This window comes from uncultured Roseovarius sp. (genome assembly GCF_913057115.1).
GTDB lineage: Bacteria > Pseudomonadota > Alphaproteobacteria > Rhodobacterales > Rhodobacteraceae > Roseovarius.
The window spans coordinates 1-23384 of sequence record NZ_CAJXNN010000020.1; the positions used below are offsets into that span (position 1 = coordinate 1).

The 23384-nt window shown below is 61.5% G+C and carries 27 protein-coding genes; 13 read left to right on the plus strand and 14 right to left on the minus strand.

All coding sequences use genetic code 11. The annotated features are described in order from the left end of the window. Positions 1-79: 79 nt before the first annotated feature. Positions 80-1930: a DNA mismatch repair endonuclease MutL gene (mutL, locus tag QZ498_RS09855; RefSeq protein ID WP_294621788.1), complete on the plus strand. Its 1851-nt coding sequence runs from the start codon at positions 80-82 to the stop codon at positions 1928-1930. Continuing rightward, positions 1927-3096 carry a DNA recombination protein RmuC gene (locus tag QZ498_RS09860; RefSeq protein WP_294621791.1) on the plus strand — a complete coding sequence of 390 codons (1170 nt, stop codon included), beginning with the start codon at positions 1927-1929 and terminating at the stop codon, positions 3094-3096. The genes mutL and QZ498_RS09860 overlap by 4 nt, the downstream gene beginning before the upstream one ends. Position 3097: 1 nt before the next feature. On the opposite strand, the gene QZ498_RS09865 is transcribed toward QZ498_RS09860, so the two are convergent. The 4 genes from QZ498_RS09865 to ilvD form a co-directional block, all read right to left on the minus strand. Continuing rightward, complete coding sequence (locus QZ498_RS09865) at positions 3098-3475, minus strand: hypothetical protein (protein ID WP_294621793.1); 378 nt, start codon at positions 3473-3475, stop codon at positions 3098-3100. Positions 3476-3488: 13 nt separating this feature from the next. Then, positions 3489-4262 carry a DUF6478 family protein gene (locus tag QZ498_RS09870; RefSeq protein ID WP_294621794.1) on the minus strand — a complete coding sequence of 258 codons (774 nt, stop codon included), beginning with the start codon at positions 4260-4262 and terminating at the stop codon, positions 3489-3491. Positions 4263-4384: 122 nt separating this feature from the next. Continuing rightward, a complete protein-coding gene (locus QZ498_RS09875; RefSeq protein WP_294621796.1) occupies positions 4385-5047 on the minus strand; it encodes a hypothetical protein in 663 nt (220 codons plus the stop codon). Next, entirely contained in the window at positions 5028-6785 is a 1758-nt protein-coding gene (ilvD, locus tag QZ498_RS09880; protein ID WP_294621798.1) for a dihydroxy-acid dehydratase, read from the minus strand. Before ilvD ends, QZ498_RS09875 begins: the two co-directional genes overlap by 20 nt. Before the next feature lie 144 nt (positions 6786-6929). Here ilvD and QZ498_RS09885 point away from each other — a divergent pair, with 144 nt between their 5' ends. Genes QZ498_RS09885 through QZ498_RS09895 form a run of 3 tightly spaced genes read left to right on the plus strand, consistent with a single transcriptional unit; the run spans position 6930 to position 10093 of the window. Continuing rightward, the gene (locus QZ498_RS09885; protein WP_294621800.1) at positions 6930-7817 is read left to right on the plus strand and encodes a CPBP family intramembrane glutamic endopeptidase; all 888 of its coding nucleotides are present in this window, start codon (positions 6930-6932) and stop codon (positions 7815-7817) included. A 60-nt stretch (positions 7818-7877) separates the two neighbouring features. After that, positions 7878-8822, plus strand: coding sequence for an acetyl-CoA carboxylase, carboxyltransferase subunit beta (gene accD, locus QZ498_RS09890; protein WP_294621802.1), 945 nt, complete (start codon positions 7878-7880; stop codon positions 8820-8822). Beyond that, on the plus strand, positions 8819-10093 hold the full coding sequence (locus QZ498_RS09895; protein WP_294621804.1) for a folylpolyglutamate synthase/dihydrofolate synthase family protein: 1275 nt from the start codon (positions 8819-8821) through the stop codon (positions 10091-10093). Before accD ends, QZ498_RS09895 begins: the two co-directional genes overlap by 4 nt. A gap of 130 nt (positions 10094-10223) precedes the next feature. On the opposite strand, the gene QZ498_RS09900 is transcribed toward QZ498_RS09895, so the two are convergent. Further along, positions 10224-10361 carry a hypothetical protein gene (locus tag QZ498_RS09900; RefSeq protein ID WP_294621806.1) on the minus strand — a complete coding sequence of 46 codons (138 nt, stop codon included), beginning with the start codon at positions 10359-10361 and terminating at the stop codon, positions 10224-10226. A gap of 6 nt (positions 10362-10367) precedes the next feature. Here QZ498_RS09900 and QZ498_RS09905 point away from each other — a divergent pair, with 6 nt between their 5' ends. After that, a complete protein-coding gene (locus tag QZ498_RS09905) occupies positions 10368-10964 on the plus strand; it encodes a LysM peptidoglycan-binding domain-containing protein (RefSeq protein WP_294621808.1) in 597 nt (198 codons plus the stop codon). A gap of 346 nt (positions 10965-11310) precedes the next feature. On the opposite strand, the gene QZ498_RS09910 is transcribed toward QZ498_RS09905, so the two are convergent. The 7 genes from QZ498_RS09910 to QZ498_RS09940 form a co-directional block, all read right to left on the minus strand. Next, positions 11311-11871 carry a F0F1 ATP synthase subunit B gene (locus tag QZ498_RS09910; protein WP_294621810.1) on the minus strand — a complete coding sequence of 187 codons (561 nt, stop codon included), beginning with the start codon at positions 11869-11871 and terminating at the stop codon, positions 11311-11313. A gap of 5 nt (positions 11872-11876) precedes the next feature. Next, the gene (locus QZ498_RS09915; protein ID WP_294621812.1) at positions 11877-12428 is read right to left on the minus strand and encodes a F0F1 ATP synthase subunit B'; all 552 of its coding nucleotides are present in this window, start codon (positions 12426-12428) and stop codon (positions 11877-11879) included. Between the two features lie 83 nt (positions 12429-12511). Beyond that, positions 12512-12736 (minus strand): F0F1 ATP synthase subunit C, encoded by a 225-nt coding sequence (locus QZ498_RS09920; RefSeq protein ID WP_294621814.1) that lies wholly within the window; start codon positions 12734-12736, stop codon positions 12512-12514. Between the two features lie 81 nt (positions 12737-12817). Next, positions 12818-13573, minus strand: a complete 756-nt coding sequence (locus QZ498_RS09925; protein WP_294621816.1) for a F0F1 ATP synthase subunit A — start codon at positions 13571-13573, stop codon at positions 12818-12820. Then, entirely contained in the window at positions 13563-13928 is a 366-nt protein-coding gene (locus tag QZ498_RS09930) for an AtpZ/AtpI family protein (protein WP_294621818.1), read from the minus strand. Before QZ498_RS09930 ends, QZ498_RS09925 begins: the two co-directional genes overlap by 11 nt. Positions 13929-14223: 295 nt before the next feature. Further along, complete coding sequence (locus tag QZ498_RS09935; protein WP_294621820.1) at positions 14224-15432, minus strand: permease; 1209 nt, start codon at positions 15430-15432, stop codon at positions 14224-14226. Positions 15433-15680: 248 nt separating this feature from the next. Further along, complete coding sequence (locus QZ498_RS09940; protein ID WP_294621822.1) at positions 15681-16094, minus strand: universal stress protein; 414 nt, start codon at positions 16092-16094, stop codon at positions 15681-15683. A gap of 131 nt (positions 16095-16225) precedes the next feature. Here QZ498_RS09940 and QZ498_RS09945 point away from each other — a divergent pair, with 131 nt between their 5' ends. Next, positions 16226-16555 carry a helix-turn-helix transcriptional regulator gene (locus QZ498_RS09945; RefSeq protein ID WP_294621824.1) on the plus strand — a complete coding sequence of 110 codons (330 nt, stop codon included), beginning with the start codon at positions 16226-16228 and terminating at the stop codon, positions 16553-16555. Beyond that, positions 16548-17516: a glycosyltransferase family 61 protein gene (locus QZ498_RS09950; RefSeq protein WP_294621826.1), complete on the plus strand. Its 969-nt coding sequence runs from the start codon at positions 16548-16550 to the stop codon at positions 17514-17516. Before QZ498_RS09945 ends, QZ498_RS09950 begins: the two co-directional genes overlap by 8 nt. Here QZ498_RS09950 and QZ498_RS09955 read toward each other — a convergent pair. Beyond that, a complete protein-coding gene (locus QZ498_RS09955; protein ID WP_294621828.1) occupies positions 17502-18398 on the minus strand; it encodes a DMT family transporter in 897 nt (298 codons plus the stop codon). The two genes, QZ498_RS09950 and QZ498_RS09955, sit on opposite strands and share 15 nt — an antisense overlap. Continuing rightward, positions 18395-19276 (minus strand): LysR family transcriptional regulator, encoded by an 882-nt coding sequence (locus QZ498_RS09960; RefSeq protein WP_294621830.1) that lies wholly within the window; start codon positions 19274-19276, stop codon positions 18395-18397. Before QZ498_RS09960 ends, QZ498_RS09955 begins: the two co-directional genes overlap by 4 nt. Positions 19277-19396: 120 nt before the next feature. Between QZ498_RS09960 and QZ498_RS09965 the strand changes: the two genes are divergently transcribed. The 5 genes from QZ498_RS09965 (at position 19397) to QZ498_RS09985 (ending at position 23379) form a co-directional block, all read left to right on the plus strand. Further along, positions 19397-19984, plus strand: a complete 588-nt coding sequence (locus QZ498_RS09965; protein WP_294621832.1) for an NAD(P)H-dependent oxidoreductase — start codon at positions 19397-19399, stop codon at positions 19982-19984. Positions 19985-20208: 224 nt separating this feature from the next. Next, complete coding sequence (ffh, locus tag QZ498_RS09970) at positions 20209-21717, plus strand: signal recognition particle protein (RefSeq protein WP_294621834.1); 1509 nt, start codon at positions 20209-20211, stop codon at positions 21715-21717. Then, the gene (locus tag QZ498_RS09975; RefSeq protein ID WP_294621836.1) at positions 21714-22226 is read left to right on the plus strand and encodes a GNAT family N-acetyltransferase; all 513 of its coding nucleotides are present in this window, start codon (positions 21714-21716) and stop codon (positions 22224-22226) included. Before ffh ends, QZ498_RS09975 begins: the two co-directional genes overlap by 4 nt. Further along, positions 22223-22774 (plus strand): GNAT family N-acetyltransferase, encoded by a 552-nt coding sequence (locus tag QZ498_RS09980; RefSeq protein WP_294621838.1) that lies wholly within the window; start codon positions 22223-22225, stop codon positions 22772-22774. Before QZ498_RS09975 ends, QZ498_RS09980 begins: the two co-directional genes overlap by 4 nt. Further along, positions 22774-23379, plus strand: coding sequence for a GNAT family N-acetyltransferase (locus tag QZ498_RS09985; protein ID WP_294621840.1), 606 nt, complete (start codon positions 22774-22776; stop codon positions 23377-23379). The genes QZ498_RS09980 and QZ498_RS09985 overlap by 1 nt, the downstream gene beginning before the upstream one ends. Positions 23380-23384: the final 5 nt, after the last annotated feature.

The window sequence follows — 23384 nt, forward strand, 5'->3', positions numbered from 1 at the left end:
CAGAATCTTTTCAAAAGGCAAAAAAGAGAGCAAAGCCTTCACTGGCAGAATCGGGGCAACCCATGCTAGATATGGCCAAATGAAGCAGCCTGACCGCAATATAAGCGCCCCACGCCTCATCATTCGCCAACTTGACGATGCCGCGATCAACCGCATCGCCGCCGGTGAAGTGGTCGAACGCCCCGCTTCTGCGGTCAAGGAACTGGCGGAAAACGCGCTCGATGCCGGGGCGCGGCGGATTGACGTTTCCTATGCCGACGGCGGCAAAACCCTGATCCGGGTCAGCGACGATGGCTGCGGCATCGCGCCCGAGGATTTGCCACTGGCCCTATCGCGCCACGCCACCTCGAAAATCGACGGCTCGGACCTTCTCAACATCCACACCTTCGGCTTTCGTGGTGAAGCGTTGCCAAGCCTTGGCGCGGTCGGGCGCCTCACGATCACCTCCCGCGCCCAAGACCACGACGCCGCCGAAGTGACCGTCAGCGGCGGCGAGATGAGCGCCGTCAAACCCGCCGCCCTCAACAGCGGCACCATCGTCACTCTGCGCGATCTTTTTTATGCCACACCCGCGCGCCTGAAATTCATGCGAACCGACCGGGCCGAGGCACAGGCGATCACCGATGTGGTCAAGCGCCTCGCCATGGCCGAGCCTTTCGTGGGCTTCACCCTGCGCGATGTCTCGGGCGGCGGCGAAGGGCGCGTGACCTTCCGCGCCGATCCTGAAACCGGCGATCTGTTCGACGCGCTGCATGGCCGCTTGGCCCGTATCTTGGGCGCGGAATTTGCCGAAAACGCCCTGCGCATCGACGCCACCCGCGAAGGCCTGCACATGCGCGGCTACGCCGCCCTGCCCACCTATTCGCGCGGCAGCTCCGTGGCGCAATACCTTTTCGTCAATGCCCGCCCGGTGCGTGATAAAATGCTCTACGGTGCCCTCCGCGCCGCCTATCACGACTTCCTCAGCCGAGACCGCCATCCAGCGGCCGCACTTTTCATCGAATGCGATCCCACCTTGGTGGACGTCAATGTGCACCCCGCCAAATCCGAGGTCCGCTTTCGCGATCCCGGCCTTGCCCGCGGCCTCATCGTGTCGGGCCTGCGCCATGCGCTGGCCGAGGCCGGGCACCGCGCCTCCACCACCGTCGCCGGGGCCACGCTTGGGGCCATGCGCCCCGAACCCACAGGCACGCCGCGCGTCTATCAGATGGACCGCCCCTCGGCCCAAGCCCGCGCTGCCAGCTATCAGGCCCAAGCGCCGGGGTTCGCCGATATGCAAGCCGAATGGTCCGCGCGGGTTGAGCCAGAGGTTGTGGAGAACCCCACGCCCGACACCCCGCCACGCGAAGACCTGCCGCTTGGCGCCGCCCGCGCGCAGGTGCATGAAAACTACATCGTCGCCCAAACCGCCGATGGCATGGTCATCGTCGACCAACACGCAGCACACGAACGTCTGGTCTATGAGAAGCTCAAACGCCAGATGGACGAAAACGGCGTCACCTCGCAGGCCCTCCTGATACCCGAAATCGTTGAAATGTCAGACGGCGACGCCGCCCGCCTGCTGGAACTGTCCGACGACCTCGCCCGCCTCGGCCTGCATATCGAAGGCTTCGGCCCCGGCACAATCGCCGTGAGGGAAACCCCGGCGATCCTTGGCCAATGCGATGCACGCGCGCTGGTGCTCGACATCCTCGATGAACTGGCCGACCAAGGCGATAGCCTCACCCTACGCGCCCGTATCGAAGCGATCCTGAGCCGCGTCGCCTGCCATGGCTCGATCCGCTCGGGCCGCCGCATGCAGGCCGAGGAAATGAACGCCCTTTTGCGTGAAATGGAGGCCACCCCCCACTCCGGCCAGTGCAACCATGGCCGCCCCACCTATGTCGAGCTCAAGCTCGCAGATATCGAAAGGCTCTTCGGTCGCACATGATCCAGATCGGCGAAAGCACCTATTCCTTGAGTGATCCGCTTGTCCTGCTTGCCCTTGCGGGCGCGGCGATTTTATTACTCATCGTGATCCTGCTGATCATGGCTGTCCGCGCCGCCGGGCGCAGCGCCAACATGACGGCCCCACTTGCCCGGCAAATGGGCGATTTAGGCCTTCGCGTTCAAAGCCTTAGCGACGGACAACAACAGCTTGCTGGCGGCCTCAACCACGTCTCCGAGGCACAGGCGGCGGCGCAATCCAACATGCTGCAATTGATGGAAAAGCGGCTCGCACAGGTCTCGGGCCAGATGAATGAAAACCTGCAAGGCTCCGCCCGACGGACGGCGCAAAGCCTTGGGGAATTGCAACAACGCCTCACCGCCATCGACAAGGCACAGGAGAACATCACCAAGCTGTCGGGCGATGTGCTGACGCTTCAGGACATCCTCAGCAACAAGCAAACCCGTGGCGCTTTTGGTGAGATTCAACTGCACGACATCGTGCAAAAGGCGCTGCCCTCGGACAGTTTCACACTCCAACATACGCTATCGAATGGTAAGCGCGCCGACTGCCTGATCCACCTGCCCAATCCCCCAGGCCCGATCTGCATCGACAGCAAGTTTCCGCTTGAGGCATATGAAGCTCTGCGCAACGCCAGTACCGATTGGGAGGTGAACGAGGCCGCCAAATTCCTGCGGACCTCCGTGAAAAAACACATCAAGGATATCTCCGAGAAATACATCCTCGACGGCGAAACCGCCGATGGCGCGCTGATGTTTCTGCCATCCGAAGCGGTCTATGCCGAACTGCACGCCAACTTCCCCGAACTGGTGCGCGAAGGGTTCAACGCGCGGGTCTGGATCGTGTCACCCACGACCTGCATGGCCACCCTCAACACCATGCGCGCCATCCTCAAAGACGCCCGCATGCGCGAACAGGCGGGCGCGATCCGGCGCGAATTGGGCCTGTTGTTCGCAGACGTCGACCGCCTCGGTACCCGCGTCGAAAACCTCGACCGACATTTCAATCAGGCCGCCAAGGATATCTCCGACATCAAGATTTCCGCCGACAAGGCCGGTCGCCGCGCCAAGCGGCTGGACAACTTCGATTTCGAAGAACTCGCGCCCGAAACCGAACCGACCATCGTGAAGCTGCCCAAGGGCAATTAACTCACATCGTCTCCAGACAATGCCGCCGGAACGCGCGTTTGAGCATATCCAACTCCTCGCGCAACAGGGTCATCTCGGCGCGGATGTCATGGCTCAGGGCCTCGCCCGCCAGCAGGGAAAAGCTATTCAAAACCTCACTGCTTTTCGCATCCTTGATCAAAAAGGTCTGCACCCCGTCGGCGATCATCTCCGCCGGGACAGGCACCCGCACCACCCAAAGGCTCTCCTCGGGTTTCTCGGTCACCTCCACGCCCGGCACGCGTTTCTCAAGATGCGTCACCTCGACCTGTGGCTGCGTATTGCCCTCGCCCGCACGGGTCAGGACACCCTCCCAGACCCCTTCGAACAGCCGGGTTTTCGTCAATGTGAATTCACTCATTGCTCATGCTCCGTCAAAACTCGGCTCTGGGGCGGCGGCTGAAGGTCAGGTCACGCAGGACAACCTGGCTCATCTGCGGGTTCTCGAAAATCAGGTCGATCCACGCCCGCTCGATCCGCTTTTCATTGAGGTTGGAATAAGCCAGATCGAACTCCACCATGATCTCATCGGAATGCAGCGGCAATTCCCGTACGATCTGTTCGGTGTTCGGCCCATGCTTGATGTTCAGCCGCGCGAAGATTTCCAGCGGTTTTTCCATCTCGACGATCGTGTCCATGCGAATGAGATGACGGCGGCTCAGCCCCTGCACCGCCTCGGGTGGCATATTCAACACCAAAGACAGAAACGACCCATCGAAATTGAAAACGTCCATCCGCAGACCGAAAGGTGCAAGGTCCGCCTCGCGCAGGTTGCGAAGTTGGCGCAGGGTCAATTCCGAATGTTGACAGTCGTGAAACAATGTCACTTCGCTGCCCAGCATGGATTTGCTTTGTACCGACGACATGCCCGGCACGGCCAATGGTTCGCGCCACAGGGCGGGCCGCCATGCCCAATCCGTGCCATGCGGTTTGGAAAACGTGTTGGACCCGATCATCGGCAGCGCCATCCGGCTATCCGCGACCGAGATCAATTCATTCAACCAATAGCGTAGCTTGCGGGCGCGCGCACGCTCGGAACGCAATTCGCTCATGCGCATGCCGTGAACAGACTGCGCGGCCTTTTTCCACCGGCGCAGTCCCCGCCGGTCCGAGGCCCATTTCAGTAGCGATTTGCGCGACTGCGGCATGCGTGATCCCTGTATTCCGATCTTATCCCTAGCGGATAAAAGTTAACGCCTCCATAGCATTAACCGGATTCCGGAAACAATCCACCCAAGAAACCCGCAAAGGCCTTTTGTCGTCTCCAAGCCTACTCGATCAAGGAGCGCGAGGAGACCTGAGAAGGCCTCGCTTCCATGCTGGCCTCGCGAAGGGATTCAGCCAAAGTCAAAAGCAGGCGCCGGCCGGCTGGTCCGGTCAAATCACTGCCCTTGGGCGCATAAACGGCTAGCCCGACAAGGTGGCCATTGATGACCATGGCCCCGCGCCAATGACGCGGGTCGCCTTCCGGCAATCGGCTCTGGCCTCCGTCAGATACCCGAACAAGCGCCACACCATCGCCATCCTCAACCGCTGTCACTTCGACAGGCGCAAACGTCGCGGCGAGGTCTGCCGCGCGCGGCTGTTCCGCCCGGCTACGTTTCGACAAAACGGATATGGTCATGAAGGCAGGTTGCACAGGGGAATAGCCTTCCCCGGTCAAGCTGCTGCAGGATGCCAACGGCGCAACCGTAGCCGCAGGGCGCCGCGTCACATGCGCCGTATCCACGCAATAGCCATTCGGCGCGCGCACCACGACGTCCCCACCATATAATGGCAATTCACGAATTGCCTCCGGTTTGTCGCTCTCTGCCTGCAAAAGGCCAAGAGCGCCGATACCACCTTCACTCATACAGGCAGATAGAAAAAACATGGCGACCAACGTGGTCGCCATGCGCATCCGCCCTCGAATGTCAGAGATCCATGTAGACATGACGCTCGGCCTTGCCGCCGGGATGGGTGACCGCCCCCTTATAGGTCTCGCCCACCAGCTTCGCGAACTTCCAGACAGCGCCGGTGGCATAGATCGTCTCGCGCGGGCCAGCCCAGTTTGCCTTGCGCTCGGCAAGCTCCTCATCGGAAAGGTCCACACTCAATTCCCCGGCAACCGCGTCAATCGTAACCATATCGCCGTTCTTCAACAAAGCGATCGGCCCACCATGTGCGGCTTCCGGGCCAACGTGCCCCACACAGAAACCCCGCGTCGCGCCCGAGAACCGGCCATCAGTGATCAGGGCCACTTTCTTGCCCATGCCTTGGCCCGACAGCGCGGCGGTGGTCGCCAGCATCTCGCGCATCCCCGGCCCACCGGCGGGGCCTTCGTTGCGGATGACGATCACTTCGCCTTCCTCATACCCACGTGCCTTCACGGCCTCAAAGGCCTCTTCCTCGCATTCGAACACGCGCGCCGGGCCGGTGAACCGCTGGTGCTGCGTCGGGATGCCAGCCACCTTCACGATGGCGCCATCGGGGGCAAGGTTGCCCTTCAGGCCAACGACACCGCCGGTTTTGGTCAAGGGCTGTTCGATGGGGTAGATCACCTTGCCATCCGCCTCACGGTCGATCAGGTCCAATTCCTCACCGATGCTGCGGCCCGAGGCGGTCACGCAATCCTCATGGATCAGGCCCGCCTTGCGCAACTCCTTCATCACCACGGGGATACCGCCCGCCTCGTACAAATCCTTGGCCACATAGGTGCCGCCGGGCTTGAGATCGACGAAATAGGGCGTCTCGCGGAAGATGTCGCAGACATCGCCAAGATAAAACTCGATCCCCGCCTCATGGGCAATCGCCGGAAGGTGCAGCCCCGCATTGGTCGACCCACCGGTGCAGGCCACAACGCGCGCCGCGTTCTCAAGGCTCTTGCGGGTGACAACGTCACGCGCCCGGATGTTTTTCTCCAAAAGCTGCATCACGGCCCGGCCCGAGGCCTCGCCATACTGGTCGCGGCTTTCATAAGGCGCGGGCATACCCGAGGAGTTCATCAGGGCAAGGCCAATCGCCTCGCTCACGCAAGCCATGGTATTCGCGGTAAACTGCCCGCCACAGGCCCCGGCCGAGGGGCAGGCCACACGCTCAAGCACATCCAGGGCCTTGTCTGACAACTCACCGTTCTGGTGCCGGCCCACGGCCTCGAACATATCCTGTACCGTCAGGTCACGGGTGCGGAAATCTTCCGGAATCTCGTCAATCTGCGGCGCTTTGCCGGGCAGGATCGAGCCACCGTAAACAAAGACCGACGGCACATTCAGGCGCACCATGGCCATCATCATGCCGGGCAGGGATTTGTCACAGCCCGCCAACCCCACAAGCGCGTCATAGCAATGGCCGCGCATGGTCAGCTCCACCGTGTCGGCAATCGCCTCACGGCTGGCAAGGCTCGAACGCATCCCCTCGTGGCCCATGGCGATCCCGTCGGTTACGGTGATCGTGGTGAATTCGCGTGGGGAGCCATGCGCCTCTTTCACACCGCCCTTCACCGCCTGCGCCTGACGGTTCAGCGCGATGTTACACGGCGCCGCCTCGTTCCAGCAGGTCGCGACACCCACCAAGGGCTGGTGAATCTCTTCCTCGGTCATGCCCATCGCATAGTAATAAGACCGATGCGGCGCACGCGCCGGGCCTTCGGTCACATAACGGCTGGGCAGCTTGGATTTGTCGAATTTGGTCATGATGGGCCTCCCCGGAAACATTCACCCCTTGGAATAGGCGAGCGGCGGGGCGGACACAAGCCACGCCCGCGCGACCAAACAGGTTTTTCGCATATCCCACAGGTTCCGATTGCAGTGTTCCGGCCCCACCCCTAGCTATGAGGCATGAGATACGACGCACATGAACGGCTTGTGGCTCCGGCCCGCGCGACCGCTCAACCGCTGCTCTTGCTGGTTGGGCTGGTCATGACGGCACTGGTATTCATGGCCCTCAATCTCGGCTATTCGGTTGTCCACAGCACCCTCATCGGACCCGAGGCATGGGAAAGGCTCGCACTGGAACTGGCCGATGGAAGCTCACCGCGTGCGGTGCTGATCAACCTGTTTCTCTTCGCCATGCTTATCGTCGCGCTTTCAGCCACGCTGCGCGCCCTGCACAACCGGGGCCTGCTTTCGGTCATTGGCCCGCCCGCACTCGCCATGCGCCAGTTCCGCCAAGTTGGCCTCGCCGTGCTCGCCCTCTATGCCCTTCTCAGCCTCCTGCCTTCCGGCGAAACGCTGGCTCCAACAGCCAACCTCGCGCCCGGCAAATGGCTGATGTTGCTCCCCCTCGCACTGCTTGCGCTCTTGATCCAAACCGGGGCCGAAGAACTGGTGTTTCGCGGCTACCTGCAATCGCAAATCGCCGCACGGTTTTCACACCCCGTGGTCTGGCTTTTCATTCCCTCGGCGGTGTTCGCCTCGCTGCATTTCGACCCCTCGATGCACGGCGCCAACACCTGGCTCGTGGTCGGCTGGGCCGGGCTTTTCGGGCTTGCCGCCGCCGATCTTACGGCACGTGCCGGCACGCTCGGCCCGGCCATCGCGCTGCATCTCATCAACAACTTCAGCGCCATCGTTCTGGTCGCACCCGAAGGAAATTTCGACGGTCTTGCCCTTTATACCTACCCATTCTCTCTCGATGACAGCAGTGCCATATGGGCCTGGGCGCCTGTCGATATCATGACACTGTTTTGCAGTTGGCTCGTGGCCCGCCTCGCCTTGCGTCGCTGATTGCAATTCCCGCCGCGTCACCTTATTTCGGGGCAGGCAACAATCAGGGACCAAAGCGGCATGAACTGGATCACCAACTACGTGCGCCCACGCATCAACTCGATCTTCTCGCGCCGCGAGATGCCCGAGAACCTTTGGTCCAAATGCGATGACTGCGGCACCATGCTGTTTCACCGCGAACTCAGCCAAAATCTGAACGTCTGCACCAACTGCGGGCATCACATGGCGATCACTCCGCGGGAACGCTTTACCGCCCTCTTCGACGGCGGCACATTCGCCGAGGTCAAAGTGCCCGCGCCCACGGCCGACCCGCTGCATTTCCGGGATCAGAAAAAATACCCCGACCGCATGAAAGCCGCGCAAAAATCCACCGGCGAGAAAGAGGCCATGCTCGTGGCCACCGGCGAAATGGGCCGCACCCCCATCGTCGCCGCCGCACAGGATTTCTCGTTCATGGGCGGCTCCATGGGCATGTATGTGGGCAATGCCATCATCGCCGCCGCCGAAGAGGCGGTGAAACTCAAACGCCCGCTTGTCCTGTTTTCCGCCGCCGGCGGTGCCCGCATGCAAGAGGGCATCCTCAGCCTGATGCAAATGCCCCGCACCACCGTAGCCATCCAGATGCTCAAAGAAGCGGGCCTGCCCTACATCGTCGTGCTCACCCACCCCACCACCGGCGGTGTCACGGCCTCTTACGCAATGCTGGGCGATGTGCATATCGCCGAACCCAATGCCCTGATCTGCTTCGCCGGGCCGCGCGTGATCGAACAAACCATTCGCGAAAAGCTGCCCGAAGGCTTCCAACGCGCCGAGTATCTGCTGGATCACGGCATGCTCGACCGCGTGACCCCGCGCACCGAAATGCGCAATGAATTGATCACCATCACCCGCATGCTGATGGGCATGCCACCCGCTGTGCGCGGTGACCTGCCCGCGCCCGACCCGTCAGAACTGGCCGAGGCAGGCAAGACCGACGCCTCCAAAGAAGACAGCAAGCCGGAATGAGCGGGCCAACATCGGACATCATCCTTGACCGGATGATGTCGCTCCACCCTAAAATCATCGACCTCACGCTCGATCGCGTCTGGCGGCTTCTTGAGGCATTGGGCAACCCGCAAGACGCCCTGCCGCCGGTGATCCATATCGCCGGCACCAACGGCAAGGGCAGCACCCAAGCGATGATCCGCGCCGGGCTTGAGGCGGCGGGCAAATCGGTCCACGCCTATACCTCACCGCACCTCGCACGCTTTCACGAACGTATCCGGCTGGCCGGTGAACTGATCTCGGAACCCGACCTGACCGCCGTCCTCGATGAATGCTATGCCGCCAACAACGGCGATGACATCACCTATTTCGAGATCACCACCTGCGCCGCGCTCCTCGCCATGAGCCGCGTGAGCGCGGATTACACCCTGCTCGAAGTTGGCCTTGGCGGGCGGCTCGACGCCACCAACGTCGTGGCCAATCCCGCCCTCACCATGATCACGCCCGTGTCCATGGACCACGAACAATTCTTGGGCAACACGCTGCCCAAGATTGCAGGCGAAAAGGCCGGGATCATCAAGCGCGGCGTCCCCTGCATCGTCGGCCCGCAAGAGGACGAGGCTATGGAGGTGATCGAGCAAACCGCCCGCCGCCTCGGTGCGCCAGTTTTCGCATATGGCCAGCACTGGCATGTCACACAGGAAAGGGGCCGCCTGATCTATCAGGATGAAACCGGTCTGCGCGACTTGCCGCTGCCCAACCTGCCCGGTGACCACCAAATCCAGAACGCAGGCGCAGCCATCGCCGCCCTGCGGTATCTTGAGATGGGCGATACCGCCGTCGAAGGGGCCGTCACCTCCGCCCAATGGCCCGCCCGTATGCAACGCCTAGCCACGGGCCCGCTGATCGAGGCCGCCCCGCAGGCCGAGCTTTGGCTGGATGGCGGCCACAACGCCGCCGCGGGTCAGGCGCTTGGCCGCCTGCTGGCCTCGCTGCCCAAACGCCCCACGCACCTGATCTGCGGGATGCTCAACACCAAGGACATCTCGGGTTACCTCGCCCCGCTCGCGGAACAGGCCGACAGCCTGACGGCCATTTCCATCCCCGGAGAGGCCAATACCCTGCCCGCCGAGGATACCGCCAAGGCCGCCCGCGCCGTTGGCCTGCCAGCACAAACCGCCAACACGGCGCTCGAGGCGATCACGGCGATCACCGCCGAAACACCCGCAGCGCGGGTGCTTATCTGCGGCTCACTCTATCTCGCCGGGGCGATCTTGCGAGAAAACGGATAATCGCCCTTTTGCCAAACCCTTGAAACGATTCGGAAAACTCTCATGCCCTTAAAAAACAGGGGCAAAAGCGGTGTTTTCCGAATCACTCTATATTGACGGGTTTGCCATTATTCGCCTATATCTTGAGTAATCATCTATAGCTTGTTGTCACATCGGGCAGTAATTCAGGTGTGTCAGGAGAAAACGCCGCAACGAAAACCGCACCGGTTTGCCATGCCACCCGCGGCGCCAACAACACCTCCGGCACCTGTTCGAATGTAAGGGCCATTGTCGCATGATCCGTATTGTCTTGATTTCCGCCGGGTTCATTAGCATCACCGTGGCACTCATCCTGATGCAGCCATCGACTCCGCGTCACGCCGCGAATGAGCCAGAGGCGGCACAGCACGACCCGGCTGTCACGCGACAAGACACCGATTTCGAGACCCTCACAGCTCTCGACATCACCACAGACCCGGGCACGGAAAAGATTGCACCTGAAGTTCCTGACACGGTCGCGCCAAAGGTCACGGATGACAGGCATCTCGAAACCATGATCCTTGGTGCCCTCAAGCAAGGCCAATCCGAGGAGTACATCGGCGCGCTGGTGAACGACGCCGCCGACAAGGGCAAGGTAAATCTCCCCGAAAGCCTGATTACCTCCGATGGCCGCGTGGATACGTCGGCCCTGCTCGCGACCCTCTCGCAACCGGTCGACCCCGGGCATTACACGCACACCGTCGCACCGGGCGATACTCTGGCCTCAATTTCCTACCGCTACTATGGCCGGACCGAGCATGGCACCGCGATTCTGGCCGCCAATACCGATACGCTTCCGACTGAAAGTCATCTGCGCGTCGGCCAGACGCTCGTTATCCCGAAACTCCAATAGAAATTCCAGTCAACTGGCAGGAGTGAATGAGGGGCCGGTGCAACGGCCCCCTTTCATTTGGGGTGCCCATACGGGCCAAGGCCTTCGCATTACGACAAAGATTGGCGGCCAAGCGGTTTCCAAACCGCTTGCACAAGGATTTTCGAAAATCCTTGGTCGCGCAAAACGTCAGCAGGCCCGGTCACACGGCATCAATCAGCCTCGAACGTCACGCATCAACGGCCTTCAACCATGCCGTACCAATCTACGACGCCACGGCACATGGAACGCCACAACGATCACCACATAACAAAAGGCCCGGATCACAGGGATCCGGGCCTTTTTATTCTGTACCGTTTGGGCTGGCTTAGTGCAACTTGGCGTCCACTTGGCTGATCGCGTCGTCAATCAGCTTGTTGCCTTCGGTCGCGGTCATCTGCTTGGCCACCACGTCCTTCGCGGCACCTACAGCAATCGCAACCGCCTTGTCGCGCACTTCCTTGACAGCATTGGCTTCAGCCGAGGCAATCTGGTCTTCGGCCGCCTGAATACGGCGCGCGATCGAGGTTTTCAGATCGGCCTTGGCCTGCTCAGCGGCTTCAGCGGCTTCATCCTTGGCATGGGCCACGATGCGGTCGGCCTGTTCCTGCACTTCCTTCTGCTTGCGCTCGTAGCTGGCCAGCAGGGTCTGTGCCTCTTCACGCAAGGCGCGGGCTTCGTCCAGTTCCGATTTGATGCCCTCGGCCCGCTCGTCCAGTTTCTGACCCAGAAGGCCAGGCACCTTGAAGTAGAAGATGACACCGATGAACACCAGGAAACCAAGAAGAACCACGAAATCGGTGTTGCCCAGCGAAAAGAACGGGCCTTTCGCGGCCATTGCGGGGCTGGCCATGGTCATGGCCGCGATGAATGCGATGTATCGTGCCATATCGGTTACCCCTTCATCCGTGCGTTGATCGCCGCGGTGATGGATTTCGCGTCGGCTTTGCCACCCATGACACTGACCAATTCCTTGGCGGTGTCCTTGGCAACGTCCTTGACGCTTTCCATGGCATTGGCACGGATCTCGGCGATTTTCTTTTCGCCTTCCGCAGCCTTGGCCGCGATTTCGGCATCGGCTTTCGCCGTTGCGTCGTCCAGTTCGGCTTTGATCTCGGCCTTGGTCTGGTTGATGATATCCTGCGCCTGCGCGCGGGCATCGGCCAGTGCCTTGTTATAGGCTTCCTCGGCCTCGACGGCTTTCGCCTTGAGGTCTTCGGCCGCGGCCAGATCATTGGTGATGGTTCCCTGACGCTCGGCCAGCACGGCAGCGATCCGTGGCAGCGCGATGCGCGACAGGAAGAAGAAGATCACGACGAGCGTGACAATGAGCCAGAAAATCTGGTTGGGCCACCAGTCAAAGCAAAGCTGCGGCATGCCAACGGCCGAGCCGTCGACGACACAGGTGCTTGTGCTAGCGGTGCCCGCTGTTGTTTCGGTCGCCATCGCGTCCTCCGTCGGAACTGTGTCTCACTATCGGGCGGCCCGTTGGGCAGGCCGCCCGCGCGTAAGGATAAGGTTCCGTAGGCTTAGACGGCGAACATCAGCAGCAGAGCAACGAGGAACGAGAAGATCCCCAGGGCTTCTGCGAAGGCGATGCCGATGAACAGGGTGGCGGTTTGACCGGCAGCCGCCGAGGGGTTGCGCAGGGCGCCCGACAGGAAGTTGCCTGCCACGGTGCCCACACCGATGGCCGCAGCGCCAGAACCGATTGCAGCCAGACCAGCGCCGATATGTGCGAGTTCGCCTTCCATGATGTATCTCCTTACGATTGGAAGTTAGTAATTCAGGGTGGTGTAGGGTGCGCATTCATTGCGCACCGCAGTTGCTACGACTTAGTGCGACGGATGCAGCGCATCCTTCAGGTACACACAGGTCAGAATGGTAAAGACATAGGCCTGGATGAAGGACACCAGCACCTCAAGGCCGTACATCGCGGTGATCGCCAGAACCGACACCGGGCTGACCACGGCAATCGCGGCAAAGCCTGCGAACACCTTGATCACCGCGTGACCGGCCATCAGGTTGCCCGCCAAACGAATGGAGTGGCTGACGGGGCGCACGAAGTAGGAAATGATTTCGATCACGGCCAGGATCGGGCGAAGCGCAAGCGGCGCGCTCGACACCCAGAAAAGGCCAAGGAATCCGGCACCGTTCTTCACGAAGCCCACGATCGTCACGGTCAGGAAGACCAGCAAGGCCAGAACCACGGTCACCGCGAAATGCGAGGTGGTGGTGAAGGACATCGGGATCAGGCCAAGGAAGTTGGCGAAGACGATGAACATGAACAGGGTCATGATATAGGGGAAGAAGCCCACGGCATCCTTGCCGGCCACGTCTTCCACCATCTTGTAAATAAAGCCGTAGGCCAGTTCACCCACCGACTGCATCCGCCCGGGGATGGTCGAACGCTTCGAGGTGCCCAGAACCATGAGCAGGACAACCGCAATCACGGTCAGCGCCATCCAAAGCGTCACGTTGGTGATCGTGAACAGGCCAACCGGCCCATCGCCAAACAAGGGTTTCACGATGAACTGATCCATCGGGTGGAATACCAGACCGCCTTCTTCGCCCTGCGCTTCAGTCGCCATCTTTCGTCCTCTCCTCGTCGCCCGTTTCGGGCGCTGTATCGTCCTCGGCCTTTTCGGCCATATTCGCCTTCTGCATCTCGGCGGCACTGCGCATCATCGTCTGCACACCGGCCGCAAGGCCCAGAAATGTAAACAGCACCAGGAAAATCGGGATCGTCCCGAACAGGCTGTCCAGCCCGTACCCAATGCCAAACCCGATCATCAGACCGGTCACAAGTTCGATCACCATCCGCCATGCTTGTTGCGCTTGGCTATAGTGCTCTTCTTGGTGGGCTTTGGGTTGCTCCTTGTGCTTGAGCTTCGCGATCCTGCCTTCAAGCTCCTCAAGGCGCTTGCGTTGGTCCGGATCGGTCACCTTTTGCCCCTCCAAAACGGTTGGCCATGTGCTATGCCGCAGCGCGCTTCGAGTCAAGCACGCCCGCCGCGGCGCGGAAAGCACTCCAAGTCATTGAAAATTAATGAATTTCAAAAGCTCAGGGATCCCGCGGTTATTCTGCCGCAGGCCCCAATCCCGCCCATTTCCGCCTTCGCGTCATATTCAACCAAATGGTTGAGAATAAAAATTGCGAGGGTGGGCTTTATCAAAGCATACGCTCCATTCTGCGCCAACAAAGCGCCGAACCCGCTCAATGCGGCACAGGCGATCGGCGTCAGGTCAGCGCGAAAACGGCCAGCCCACCCGCAAGCCAGACAAACGCCGCAAGCGCCAGCCAATACAGCACCTTATCAAGGAGTCCGCCGTGATCGTGGTCGTGGTCATGCCCACCATGCCCGTCCGACCCGCGCCACACGAGCCACCCGAAGACTGCGGTCATCCCAAGGAACAGCAAGTTCAACCAGAAAGTATAATCAACCTCGAACCGCGCCTCGGGGTCGATCAACCCTTTCGAGGCCGCCTGCGGATCAAGCCCCACAAACGCAAAGGCGTAATGGATCACCAGCGCCGTGATCACCAGCGCTGCAAGAAAGAGGGCCGCAATATAAAGCGCCATTTTCCAGCCGTAGAACCGCGCATGCACGCGGATGACGGGAAACACCACCAGATCCGAAAAAATGAAGGCCATGATCCCCGCCACACTGACGCCGTTGGCGAAAAGCAGACCAGCAAGGGGAATATTGCCCATCGACCCGATGAAAGTGAAAAATGCCGCGACCGGACCGATAAGCGTATGCGAAACAACCTCAGCAAAGCTCCGCGCCCCCTCTTCGCCGGTGCCGGGGAAGAGCCACGTGAAAAACTCCGTCGGAACGAAGGCCGCAATGATGCCGGCGACCGTGAAGCCCACGGTCACGTCCTTCCAGACCATGTGCCATTCCATCAGATAGGCATGTGCCAGTTTGCGCCATAGCGCCGGTTTCTCTAACAGGTCGCTGGGGTCTTCGGGATCATCGTCGTCCCCGGCTTCCAAAGAGTGGCGCACGCTTTCGATCAGGGGCTGCGGCCGCCAAAGCGCAACAAGCCCCCACATCACACCAATCAGGAATAGACCGCCAACATACTCGGCCACAACAAAGTGCCAGCTCAGGAAAACCGAAATAATGATCCCAAGCTCGATCACCAGATTGGTCGAGGCCAGCAAAAAGGCCATCGAAGACACGAAGCTGGCCCCCTTGGCAAACAAGGCCCGCGTCGACGCCAAAGCGGAAAAACTGCACGAGGACGACAAGAAACCGAAAAAACTGGCCAGCGACATGGACTTGAGGTCGCCGCCCCCCATCGCCTGCCGCATCCGGTCACGGCTGACGAACAGCTGAATTATCGCGCTGATAAGATAGCCCAGCCCGAAGGCCCAGAAGGCGACCCAGAAGAACCCGAGTGTCGTCAGGGCCGCCTCGGCCCAAGTTTGAGTGAAGTCCATGACCTGTCCTTTGGCGTTGCGATGTCAACGCAGCCCGACTGCGATCAGTTCCCTGAACTCTGTTCCAACCCCTTGCACGGGTGCCGTCCCGAAACGCCGAAACCAGAAGAATGACGCCCTCGCGCATCCTCGCGAGGGCGTCATTCTGTCCAAAGCCTTGATGCTCCGGACGCCCGGGTGGGCCTCAACACATCTGCAACAGGCACTGGCTATGCCAAGCCACAGCGCCTTGGCGCGCCGTTAGCCCCCTAGCGCACCACGAAAACCGAACATTTCGCATGCTGCGCGATGTAGCCACCGTGCGAACTGAATACATGCTCCAAAACCCCCGGCTCGTGGCTGGCCATGATCACCAGATCGGCGCCGGTGCGTTCGATCTCGCGCATCAAGGCACTGGTGGTCTCGATCTCGGGGTCGTGGCTGATCACCGGATCACCCTCCACCGGCACGCCAAACTTACCGGACAGTTCCTTGGCAAACCCCTTCACGGTCTCGCTGAACTCCTCCGGAGTATGGCCCAGCTTCCCCGGAAGCGCGCCGCCGACGCTGACCACCTCGATCGTGGCCCCATGCCGCTTGGCCATATCGCCCGCCACCTCAAGCGCTTTACTCAGGCTGTCTTTATGAACCAAATCCACCGGCACCATGATCTTGCTGAACATAAACTATCCTTTCGCGTTTCCAATTTTGATCGCGCATCCACCGTAAAAGGACGCGCAAGGCACGACCTTGCGGCAGATCAAACAGCCTAAAGCAGTTGACGCCACCGCAAACGCGCGGCTTAACAAGACCCATGGCCAATGACCTCGATACAGTCTTCCACGCGCTCGCCGATCCGACCCGGCGGGCCATTCTGGCCATGCTGCTTGAAGACGACATGGCCGTAACCGACGTGGCCGCCCCTTTCGATAAAAGCCTCGCCGCCATCTCCAAGCACCTCGGCATCCTCACCCGCGCAGGGCTCATCAGCCAAGAACAGCGCGGCCGCGTGAAATGGTGCAAGCTGGAACCCGACGCCCTGCGCGACGCCAGCATCTGGATGCAGGGCTTCGGGCAATTCGAGGCCGTGAACCTTGACGCCTTTGAGCGCTTCCTCGCCAAGGAACTGCCCGAGGATGGTTGATGCATTCGGCCCCCTGCCCGCCGCACAGGTGGAAACCCTGCAAGGCGCCACCGTTGTCCCGATGGGAGAAGGCCGCGAACAGGCCTGCGGCGTGCTGCGCGCCGATGGCTCGTTTTGCGAAATCTCCACCACCCGCCTCTCGGCGGGCCGAATGACAGGTATCCCACAAGCGCCCGCAACCGCCACAACCTTGCCCGGTCGTCACCTCTATGCCGGGCTGGGGCGGCATCACTTCGGTCATTTCCTCGTGGAAACCATCACCCGGCTCTGGGCTCTCGATCATCAGGCCACGCCCTGCGACGGTCTCGTCGTGATCCCCAAGCACGGCATTGATTTCGGCGCGGTGATGCGCCGCCGCTTGGGCGAATTCTTCGATCTGTTGTCTGGTGGCTTGCCGGTCCGCATTGCCGATACGCCCCTTCACGTCGAAACCCTTTACGTACCCACCCAAGGCTTTGGGCACATGAACTGGCTCACCGCGACGCCCCAGTTTCGCCAGCATATCCGCCAACGGCTCACCTCGCAGATCACCCCCGAAGGCCCTGAAAAACTCTATGTCGCGCGCACCGCCCTCAAGGATGCCGCCCAGGCCATGGATCAAGAAGATCGCGTCGTCACCCTGATGACGCGTGCCGGCTACACCATCTTCCACCCGCAAGATCACTCGCTCGCCGACCAGTGCAGCCGCTACATGGCCGCCAAACAGATCGTCGGCCCCGATGGATCGGCCTTCCACCTCGCGCCCTTCGTCTTGCAGAAAGGTACGCGAGTCGGCCTCATTCAACGCCGTCACCGGCAGGATGTCTTCGACGCGCTCGTTGCGCAAATCCACGCCTTCTGCGAGGCTGAGCTGGTCACGCTCAACCCCCTGTTGCCACCCGGCCAAGGGCGCGATCCGGACAAGCCCCAAGTCTTTTTCCGCCAGTTGAAACGCGGCCTGAGAAACTCAGGCTTCCTGTGATCCATGCTCATCCTTGAGCAACAAAGCCAAGGCCAAAAGGACGACGGCGATTCCGGGCAATAGCTTCAATGGCGGCAGGCCTTCGCCCAGCGCCGCCATCCAGACGATCACCCAAACCGGCGTAAGATAGATATAGGCCATGACCTTCGCACTCGGCAGGCGCAGCGAGGCATATTGCAACAACACGAAAGTTGCAGCCGTCGCCATGGCCGCGGTATAGCCAATCGCGATCCAGACAATGAGCGGCAGGTTCGCCCAATCGGTGGCGCGAATATCGCTCCAGCCGACCAGCAGGATCATCGCACTGGCCGCCACAAGCGCGCCGAAAGAAAAGGCAATCGGGCTTTCACCCCGGTTCAGGCGCGGCACCAAGGGCGTGTAAAGCGCATGCGCCACACAGCCTGCGAAATAAAGCGCCACCCCCGGTCCGATCTCGAACGCCAGAAACGCCTGCAAATCGGCCCGGAACACCACCCACACCGCACCCAGCGCGCCAATTGTCAGAGCCAGCGCCATCCGCCGCGTCATGATTTGCCGCAGCAGAATGTACCCAAACAGCCCCGAAATCGCCGGGGTCAGGGTAAAGACCGTCGAAAGGCTCACCGGCGGCGCGGTTTTGAGCCCCTCGAACATGGTGACGAAATAAAACCCCATCAGCCCGCCCAGAACCACGAAGCGCCAAGGCGCGCGAAACTGCGCGGGGTGCAAGCCCACGCGCAGATGCGCCGCCACCCCCAGAATGAGGGCCGCCAAGGCAAACCGCAGGGCGTTCATCGCGGTCGACGCGATATAAGGGCTCGCCAATGAGCTGAGCGCAAATGACCCCGCGATCAGCCCGGAAAACAGCAGCATCGCCAAATGGCCACGCGCCGCGTCGCTCATAGGGCGGCCCAATCCGCGGCGCGCTCCTTGAGGAAAGACAAGAAAGCCTGCACCTTGCTGGTGCGGTGCAAATCCATATGCGTGACCAACCACAGGGGGGCCGACCATTCTTCACGTGGCGGAACCACCTCGGTCAGCCCACCAATTTCAGCGGCGTGAAGCCGCGACATGAAGCCAATCCCCGCCCCCTCCTGAATGGCGCGGCGCTGTGCATGTACGTCCCCACTACGGAACACCACACGCTCATGCGGTATAGTTTCGCGCATCCACCGGAAAAAGGGCGCGCGCGAATTTGGATCATCAACGCCCACGAACCAATGGTCGGCCAAATCCGCCTCGCCCTCGGGCAGCCCGTGCCGCGCGATATAGCCGTCACTGGCAAACAGAGTAAATTCCTGCGTCACGAAGGGCTGCACCACGTTGTCGGGCTGATCCGGCGCGGCACCTGCCCGCACCGCCACATGCGCCTCGCCATATTCCAGCCGGAACAATCGGTCGCCCGTCAGGTAGCGCACCACGATCTCCGGATAGGCCTGCTGAAACTCGGTCAGCACCGGCACCAACAAATGACTTACGCTGCCCAATGAGGTCACCACCAGATCGCCGGACACGTCATTGCCGCGCCCCTTGATCCGCCCCGAAAGCTGCGCGAACTGGTCATCCGTCGCCTGCGCCACACGCATCAGGTCCTCGCCCGCCTCGGTCGGTGTGTACCCCCGCGCATGGCGTTGAAACAGCTTCACGCCCAACCGTTCCTCCAAGGCGTCGATATGGCGGATCACCGTCGCATGGTGCACTCCAAGAACCTCCGCCGCGCCGCTCACCGTGCCAACCCGCGCCACATTGAAGGCCGTGCGAATCTCGTCCCAGTTGTCCATGATGTCTCATCCAGGTTCGTGCAATTTCAAACATTGCCTGTTGAATTGGTCGTATTGCGTTTATTTAAGCACAATGCAAATTAATCCTCAATATCCAAAAGCAACCCAACGAGGACCCGCATGACAACCCTACTCCGCATCGACAGCTCGGCCCGCACGCAAGGCTCCGTCACCCGTGACCTGACCGCCCGCATCACAAAGGCCCACACCGGGGCGCAGGTGATCCACCGCGACCTTTTGCAAACACCCGTGCCGCAAATCACCGAAGGCTGGGTCACCGCCAACTTCACACCGCCCGAGGACCGCACCACAGCCCAAGCCGAAACGCTGGCCTTCTCTGATGAGCTACTGGCCGAGCTTGAGGCGGCCGAGACCATCGTCATCGGCCTGCCCGTCTACAATTTCGCCCCGCCCGCCGCGCTCAAGGCTTGGGTCGATAACGTCGCCCGCGCAGGCCGCAGCTTCCGCTACACCGCCGATGGCCCCGAGGGTCTTCTGACCGGCAAACGCGCCATCCTCGCCATGGCTTCGGGCGGCACCGCCCAAGGCTCCGAGATTGACTTTGCCTCAACCTACATGCGCCACATCCTCGGCTTTATCGGCATCACCGACGTCACCGTGGTCGCCGCCGATCAAATGGCGCTGGATGCCAAGGCCAGCCTCGCCCGCGCCAACGCCCAAATCGCGCAGCTTACCAAAGCCGCCTGACCGCAGGCACCGGGCCCGCCCCCACGCGGGCCCGACTTGACTCCGCCCCTCCCACACAGTAAAGCCGCCTCAACTTTCCGGAAGTCCACGATGCTTCCGGTCCCATGGGCATAAGCCCGGGATCGCCCCCCACCAGCGAGTTTCGCCCGTGGGGGCCTTTGTGATTTGGCACGTCCCTACCTACCTTGGGGGCAGAACTTGAAACCGGCGAAGGAGGCCGCGACATGTTTGAAAATCTGTCCGAACGCCTGTCCGGTGTCTTCGACCGGCTGACGAAACAAGGCTCGCTCACCGAGGAAGACGTCAAAACCGCCCTGCGCGAGGTCCGCGTCGCCCTGCTCGAAGCTGACGTCTCGCTGCCCGTCGCGCGCGACTTCGTCAAGAAGGTGCAAGAACAGGCCACCGGCCAAGCGGTCACCAAATCCGTCACCCCGGGCCAACAGGTCGTCAAGATCGTCCACGACGCGCTTGTCGATACCCTCACAGGTGCCGAAGACCCCGGCGCGCTGAAAATCGATAACCCCCCCGCCCCCATCCTCATGGTCGGCCTTCAGGGCGGCGGTAAAACCACCACCACCGCCAAACTGGCCAAACGCCTCAAGGAAAAAGACGGCAAGCGCGTGCTCATGGCCTCGCTCGACGTCAACCGCCCGGCGGCCATGGAACAGCTGGCGATCCTCGGCACGCAAATCGGCGTCGATACCCTGCCCATCGTCAAGGGCGAAAACCCGGTCGCCATCGCCAAACGCGCCAAGACCCAGGCCAGCCTCGGGGGCTATGACGTCTACATGCTCGACACCGCCGGTCGCCTCTCGATCGACGAAGAACTGATGGCACAGGTCGAAGCGGTGCGCGATGTCGCCAACCCGCGCGAAACCCTGCTGGTGGTCGACGGCCTGACCGGCCAAGACGCGGTCAACACCGCCCAGAACTTCGATGACCGGATCGGCATCTCCGGCGTGGTCCTCACCCGGATGGATGGCGACGGGCGCGGCGGTGCCGCCCTTTCCATGCGCGCCGTCACCGGCAAGCCGATCCGCTTCGTGGGCTTGGGCGAAAAGATGGACGCCATCGAGACCTTCGAGCCCGAGCGCATCGCCGGCCGCATCTTGGGCATGGGCGACATCGTCAGCCTTGTCGAAAAGGCGCAGGAAACCATCGAGGCCGAACAGGCCGAAAAGATGATGAAGCGCTTCCAGAAGGGTCAGTTCAACATGAACGACCTCAAGATGCAGCTTGAACAGATGCAAAAGATGGGCGGCATGGAAGGTGTCATGGGCATGATGCCCGGCATGGGCAAAATGGCCAAGCAAATGGAAGGCGCCGGCATCGACGACAAGATCATTTCGCGCCAGATCGCCCTGATCCAGTCGATGACCAAGAAAGAACGCGTCAACCCCAAACTCCTGCAAGCCTCGCGCAAGAAACGCATCGCCAAGGGCGCAGGGCTAGAAGTGTCGGAACTCAACAAGCTGCTCAAGATGCAGCGGCAGATGGGCGACATGATGAAGAAGATGGGCAAAGGCGGCATGCTGAAACAGGCCATGAAAGGCATGTTCGGCAAAGGCGGCACGGGCGGTCCGGGCCCCGAAGACCTGCAAGGCATGGACCCAAAGGCCCTCGAACAAGCCGCCAAGCAAATGGGCGGCGGTCTACCCGGCGGCGGCTTGCCCGGCTTGGGCGGCGGCAAGGGCCTGCCCCCCGGCCTTTCCGGTTTCGGAAAGAAAAAATGACGCTGCCAGCAACCATATCGACCGAGCGGTTAGTCCTCCGCCCCTTCGAGATGCGCGATCTCGACGGCTATGTCGCCTATTACACAGGCGACCGCACCGACGGCGTGGGTGGCCCTCAGTCGCGCCAGAACGCAGTCAACCGGTTCTTTGCCATGGCGGGCCAATGGGCGTTGCGCGGCTACGGGCGCTACGCCATCAGCCTGCGCGACACCGCCATCGGGCACGCCGGCGTTTTGCATTGCGATCCCGCCGACCCAGCGGAATTGACATGGACACTTTGGACCGCCGCACAGGAAGGGAAAGGCTATGCGACCGAGGCCGCACAGGCCGTGTTGGCGAAATGGCATGGGCCCGCGCTGATCGCCCGCATCGCCCCAGAGAATGCCGCCTCCATCCGGGTCGCCGAACGCATTGGGATGCACTTTGATCCAGAGGCATCACCACCCGGCTATGCGCCGTCCATGCACACCTACAGGGCCGATACCGAGGCCGAAGGGCTAGGGCGATGAACGGCAGCTTCCCCATCCCCACGCTTGAGACCGAGCGCCTGATCCTCCGCGAACCCCGCGAGAGCGATTTCGAGGCCGAGCGCGATTTTTACGCCTCGGACGCCTCGCGCTTTGTCGGCGGGCCGCTGCCCGAACAACAGGTCTGGCGCAACCTCGCCATGCTGATGGGCCACTGGGCCTTCCGCGGCTATGGGTTCTGGGGTCTGGAAGATAAAGAAACCGGGACCTACCAAGGCCGCGTCGGCCTGTGGTTCCCGCAAGGCTGGATGGAACGCGAAATCGGCTGGACGCTGATGCCCCACGCCACCGGCCAAGGCTTTGCTACGGAAGCGGCCATTGCTGCCCGCGCCCATGCCTATGACGTTTTGGGGTGGGACACGGCGATTTCCCAAATCGACCCGGCGAATGAGGCATCGAAATCCGTCGCCCGCCGCCTCGGCGCCAGCTTTGAAAAGATGTATGACGACCCCATCTATGGGCCGGTCGAAATCTGGCGTCACCTCGCGCCTGCCGATCTGGAAAACGGTGGAATGGAGGCCTACGCCTGATGCCAACCTCGTCCATCCCCACGCTGGAAACCCGGCGGCTCGTCTTGCGCGGGCCTGAACCGGATGACTACCCCAACTTCAAGGCAACGTTCTCGTCCTACCGCGCCCGCTTCATGGGCGGGCCTTTGAACGCCTACGAGACATGGATGCTCTACGCCGCCGAAATCGGTCATTGGAACATTCGCGGCTTCGGCATGTGGATGATCCACGACAAACAGACCGACGAAACCTACGGCATGGCCGGCGGCTGGTTCCCCGCCAAATGGCCCGAACGCGAAATCGCTTGGATCATCTGGCCTGACAAGGCCGGGCACGGCTACGCGCTTGAGGCCACCAATGCCGCGCGCAAGTACTTCTACAACGAACTCGGCTGGGATGGCGCGGTCAGCTATATCGACCCCAAGAACCTCGATTCCATCCGGCTGGCCGAACGCCTCGGTGCGGTGAAGGATAAAGAGGCCGCCACGATTGATGGCAACGACGCCGTCTATCGCCACCCCTCGCCCGAGAAGCTGAAATCGGGTCAGATCGCCGATGGGATCGAGCTTGAGATCAGCCACTACTGCGACCCCCTTTTCAAGCCGAAAGGGTTCGCCATTGACTGAGTTTC

Bases quoted from the DNA above. Each gene is read 5' to 3' on its own strand.
- QZ498_RS09860 (WP_294621791.1), top strand. From the start codon at position 1,927: ATGATCCAGATCGGCGAAAGCACCTATTCCTTGAGTGATCCGCTTGTC.
- QZ498_RS09900 (WP_294621806.1), bottom strand. From the start codon at position 10,361: ATGGCCCTTACATTCGAACAGGTGCCGGAGGTGTTGTTGGCGCCGCGG.
- QZ498_RS09920 (WP_294621814.1), bottom strand. From the start codon at position 12,736: ATGGAAGGCGAACTCGCACATATCGGCGCTGGTCTGGCTGCAATCGGT.
- QZ498_RS09905 (WP_294621808.1), top strand. From the start codon at position 10,368: ATGATCCGTATTGTCTTGATTTCCGCCGGGTTCATTAGCATCACCGTG.
- QZ498_RS09875 (WP_294621796.1), bottom strand. From the start codon at position 5,047: ATGTCTACATGGATCTCTGACATTCGAGGGCGGATGCGCATGGCGACC.
- QZ498_RS09885 (WP_294621800.1), top strand. From the start codon at position 6,930: ATGAGATACGACGCACATGAACGGCTTGTGGCTCCGGCCCGCGCGACC.
- ffh (WP_294621834.1), top strand. From the start codon at position 20,209: ATGTTTGAAAATCTGTCCGAACGCCTGTCCGGTGTCTTCGACCGGCTG.
- QZ498_RS09865 (WP_294621793.1), bottom strand. From the start codon at position 3,475: ATGAGTGAATTCACATTGACGAAAACCCGGCTGTTCGAAGGGGTCTGG.
- QZ498_RS09940 (WP_294621822.1), bottom strand. From the start codon at position 16,094: ATGTTCAGCAAGATCATGGTGCCGGTGGATTTGGTTCATAAAGACAGC.
- QZ498_RS09980 (WP_294621838.1), top strand. From the start codon at position 22,223: ATGAACGGCAGCTTCCCCATCCCCACGCTTGAGACCGAGCGCCTGATC.
- ilvD (WP_294621798.1), bottom strand. From the start codon at position 6,785: ATGACCAAATTCGACAAATCCAAGCTGCCCAGCCGTTATGTGACCGAA.
- QZ498_RS09910 (WP_294621810.1), bottom strand. From the start codon at position 11,871: ATGGCACGATACATCGCATTCATCGCGGCCATGACCATGGCCAGCCCC.
- QZ498_RS09895 (WP_294621804.1), top strand. From the start codon at position 8,819: ATGAGCGGGCCAACATCGGACATCATCCTTGACCGGATGATGTCGCTC.
- QZ498_RS09965 (WP_294621832.1), top strand. From the start codon at position 19,397: ATGACAACCCTACTCCGCATCGACAGCTCGGCCCGCACGCAAGGCTCC.
- mutL (WP_294621788.1), top strand. From the start codon at position 80: ATGAAGCAGCCTGACCGCAATATAAGCGCCCCACGCCTCATCATTCGC.
- QZ498_RS09925 (WP_294621816.1), bottom strand. From the start codon at position 13,573: ATGGCGACTGAAGCGCAGGGCGAAGAAGGCGGTCTGGTATTCCACCCG.
- QZ498_RS09915 (WP_294621812.1), bottom strand. From the start codon at position 12,428: ATGGCGACCGAAACAACAGCGGGCACCGCTAGCACAAGCACCTGTGTC.
- QZ498_RS09935 (WP_294621820.1), bottom strand. From the start codon at position 15,432: ATGGACTTCACTCAAACTTGGGCCGAGGCGGCCCTGACGACACTCGGG.
- QZ498_RS09870 (WP_294621794.1), bottom strand. From the start codon at position 4,262: ATGCCGCAGTCGCGCAAATCGCTACTGAAATGGGCCTCGGACCGGCGG.
- accD (WP_294621802.1), top strand. From the start codon at position 7,878: ATGAACTGGATCACCAACTACGTGCGCCCACGCATCAACTCGATCTTC.
- QZ498_RS09960 (WP_294621830.1), bottom strand. From the start codon at position 19,276: ATGGACAACTGGGACGAGATTCGCACGGCCTTCAATGTGGCGCGGGTT.
- QZ498_RS09945 (WP_294621824.1), top strand. From the start codon at position 16,226: ATGGCCAATGACCTCGATACAGTCTTCCACGCGCTCGCCGATCCGACC.
- QZ498_RS09950 (WP_294621826.1), top strand. From the start codon at position 16,548: ATGGTTGATGCATTCGGCCCCCTGCCCGCCGCACAGGTGGAAACCCTG.
- QZ498_RS09955 (WP_294621828.1), bottom strand. From the start codon at position 18,398: ATGAGCGACGCGGCGCGTGGCCATTTGGCGATGCTGCTGTTTTCCGGG.
- QZ498_RS09975 (WP_294621836.1), top strand. From the start codon at position 21,714: ATGACGCTGCCAGCAACCATATCGACCGAGCGGTTAGTCCTCCGCCCC.
- QZ498_RS09985 (WP_294621840.1), top strand. From the start codon at position 22,774: ATGCCAACCTCGTCCATCCCCACGCTGGAAACCCGGCGGCTCGTCTTG.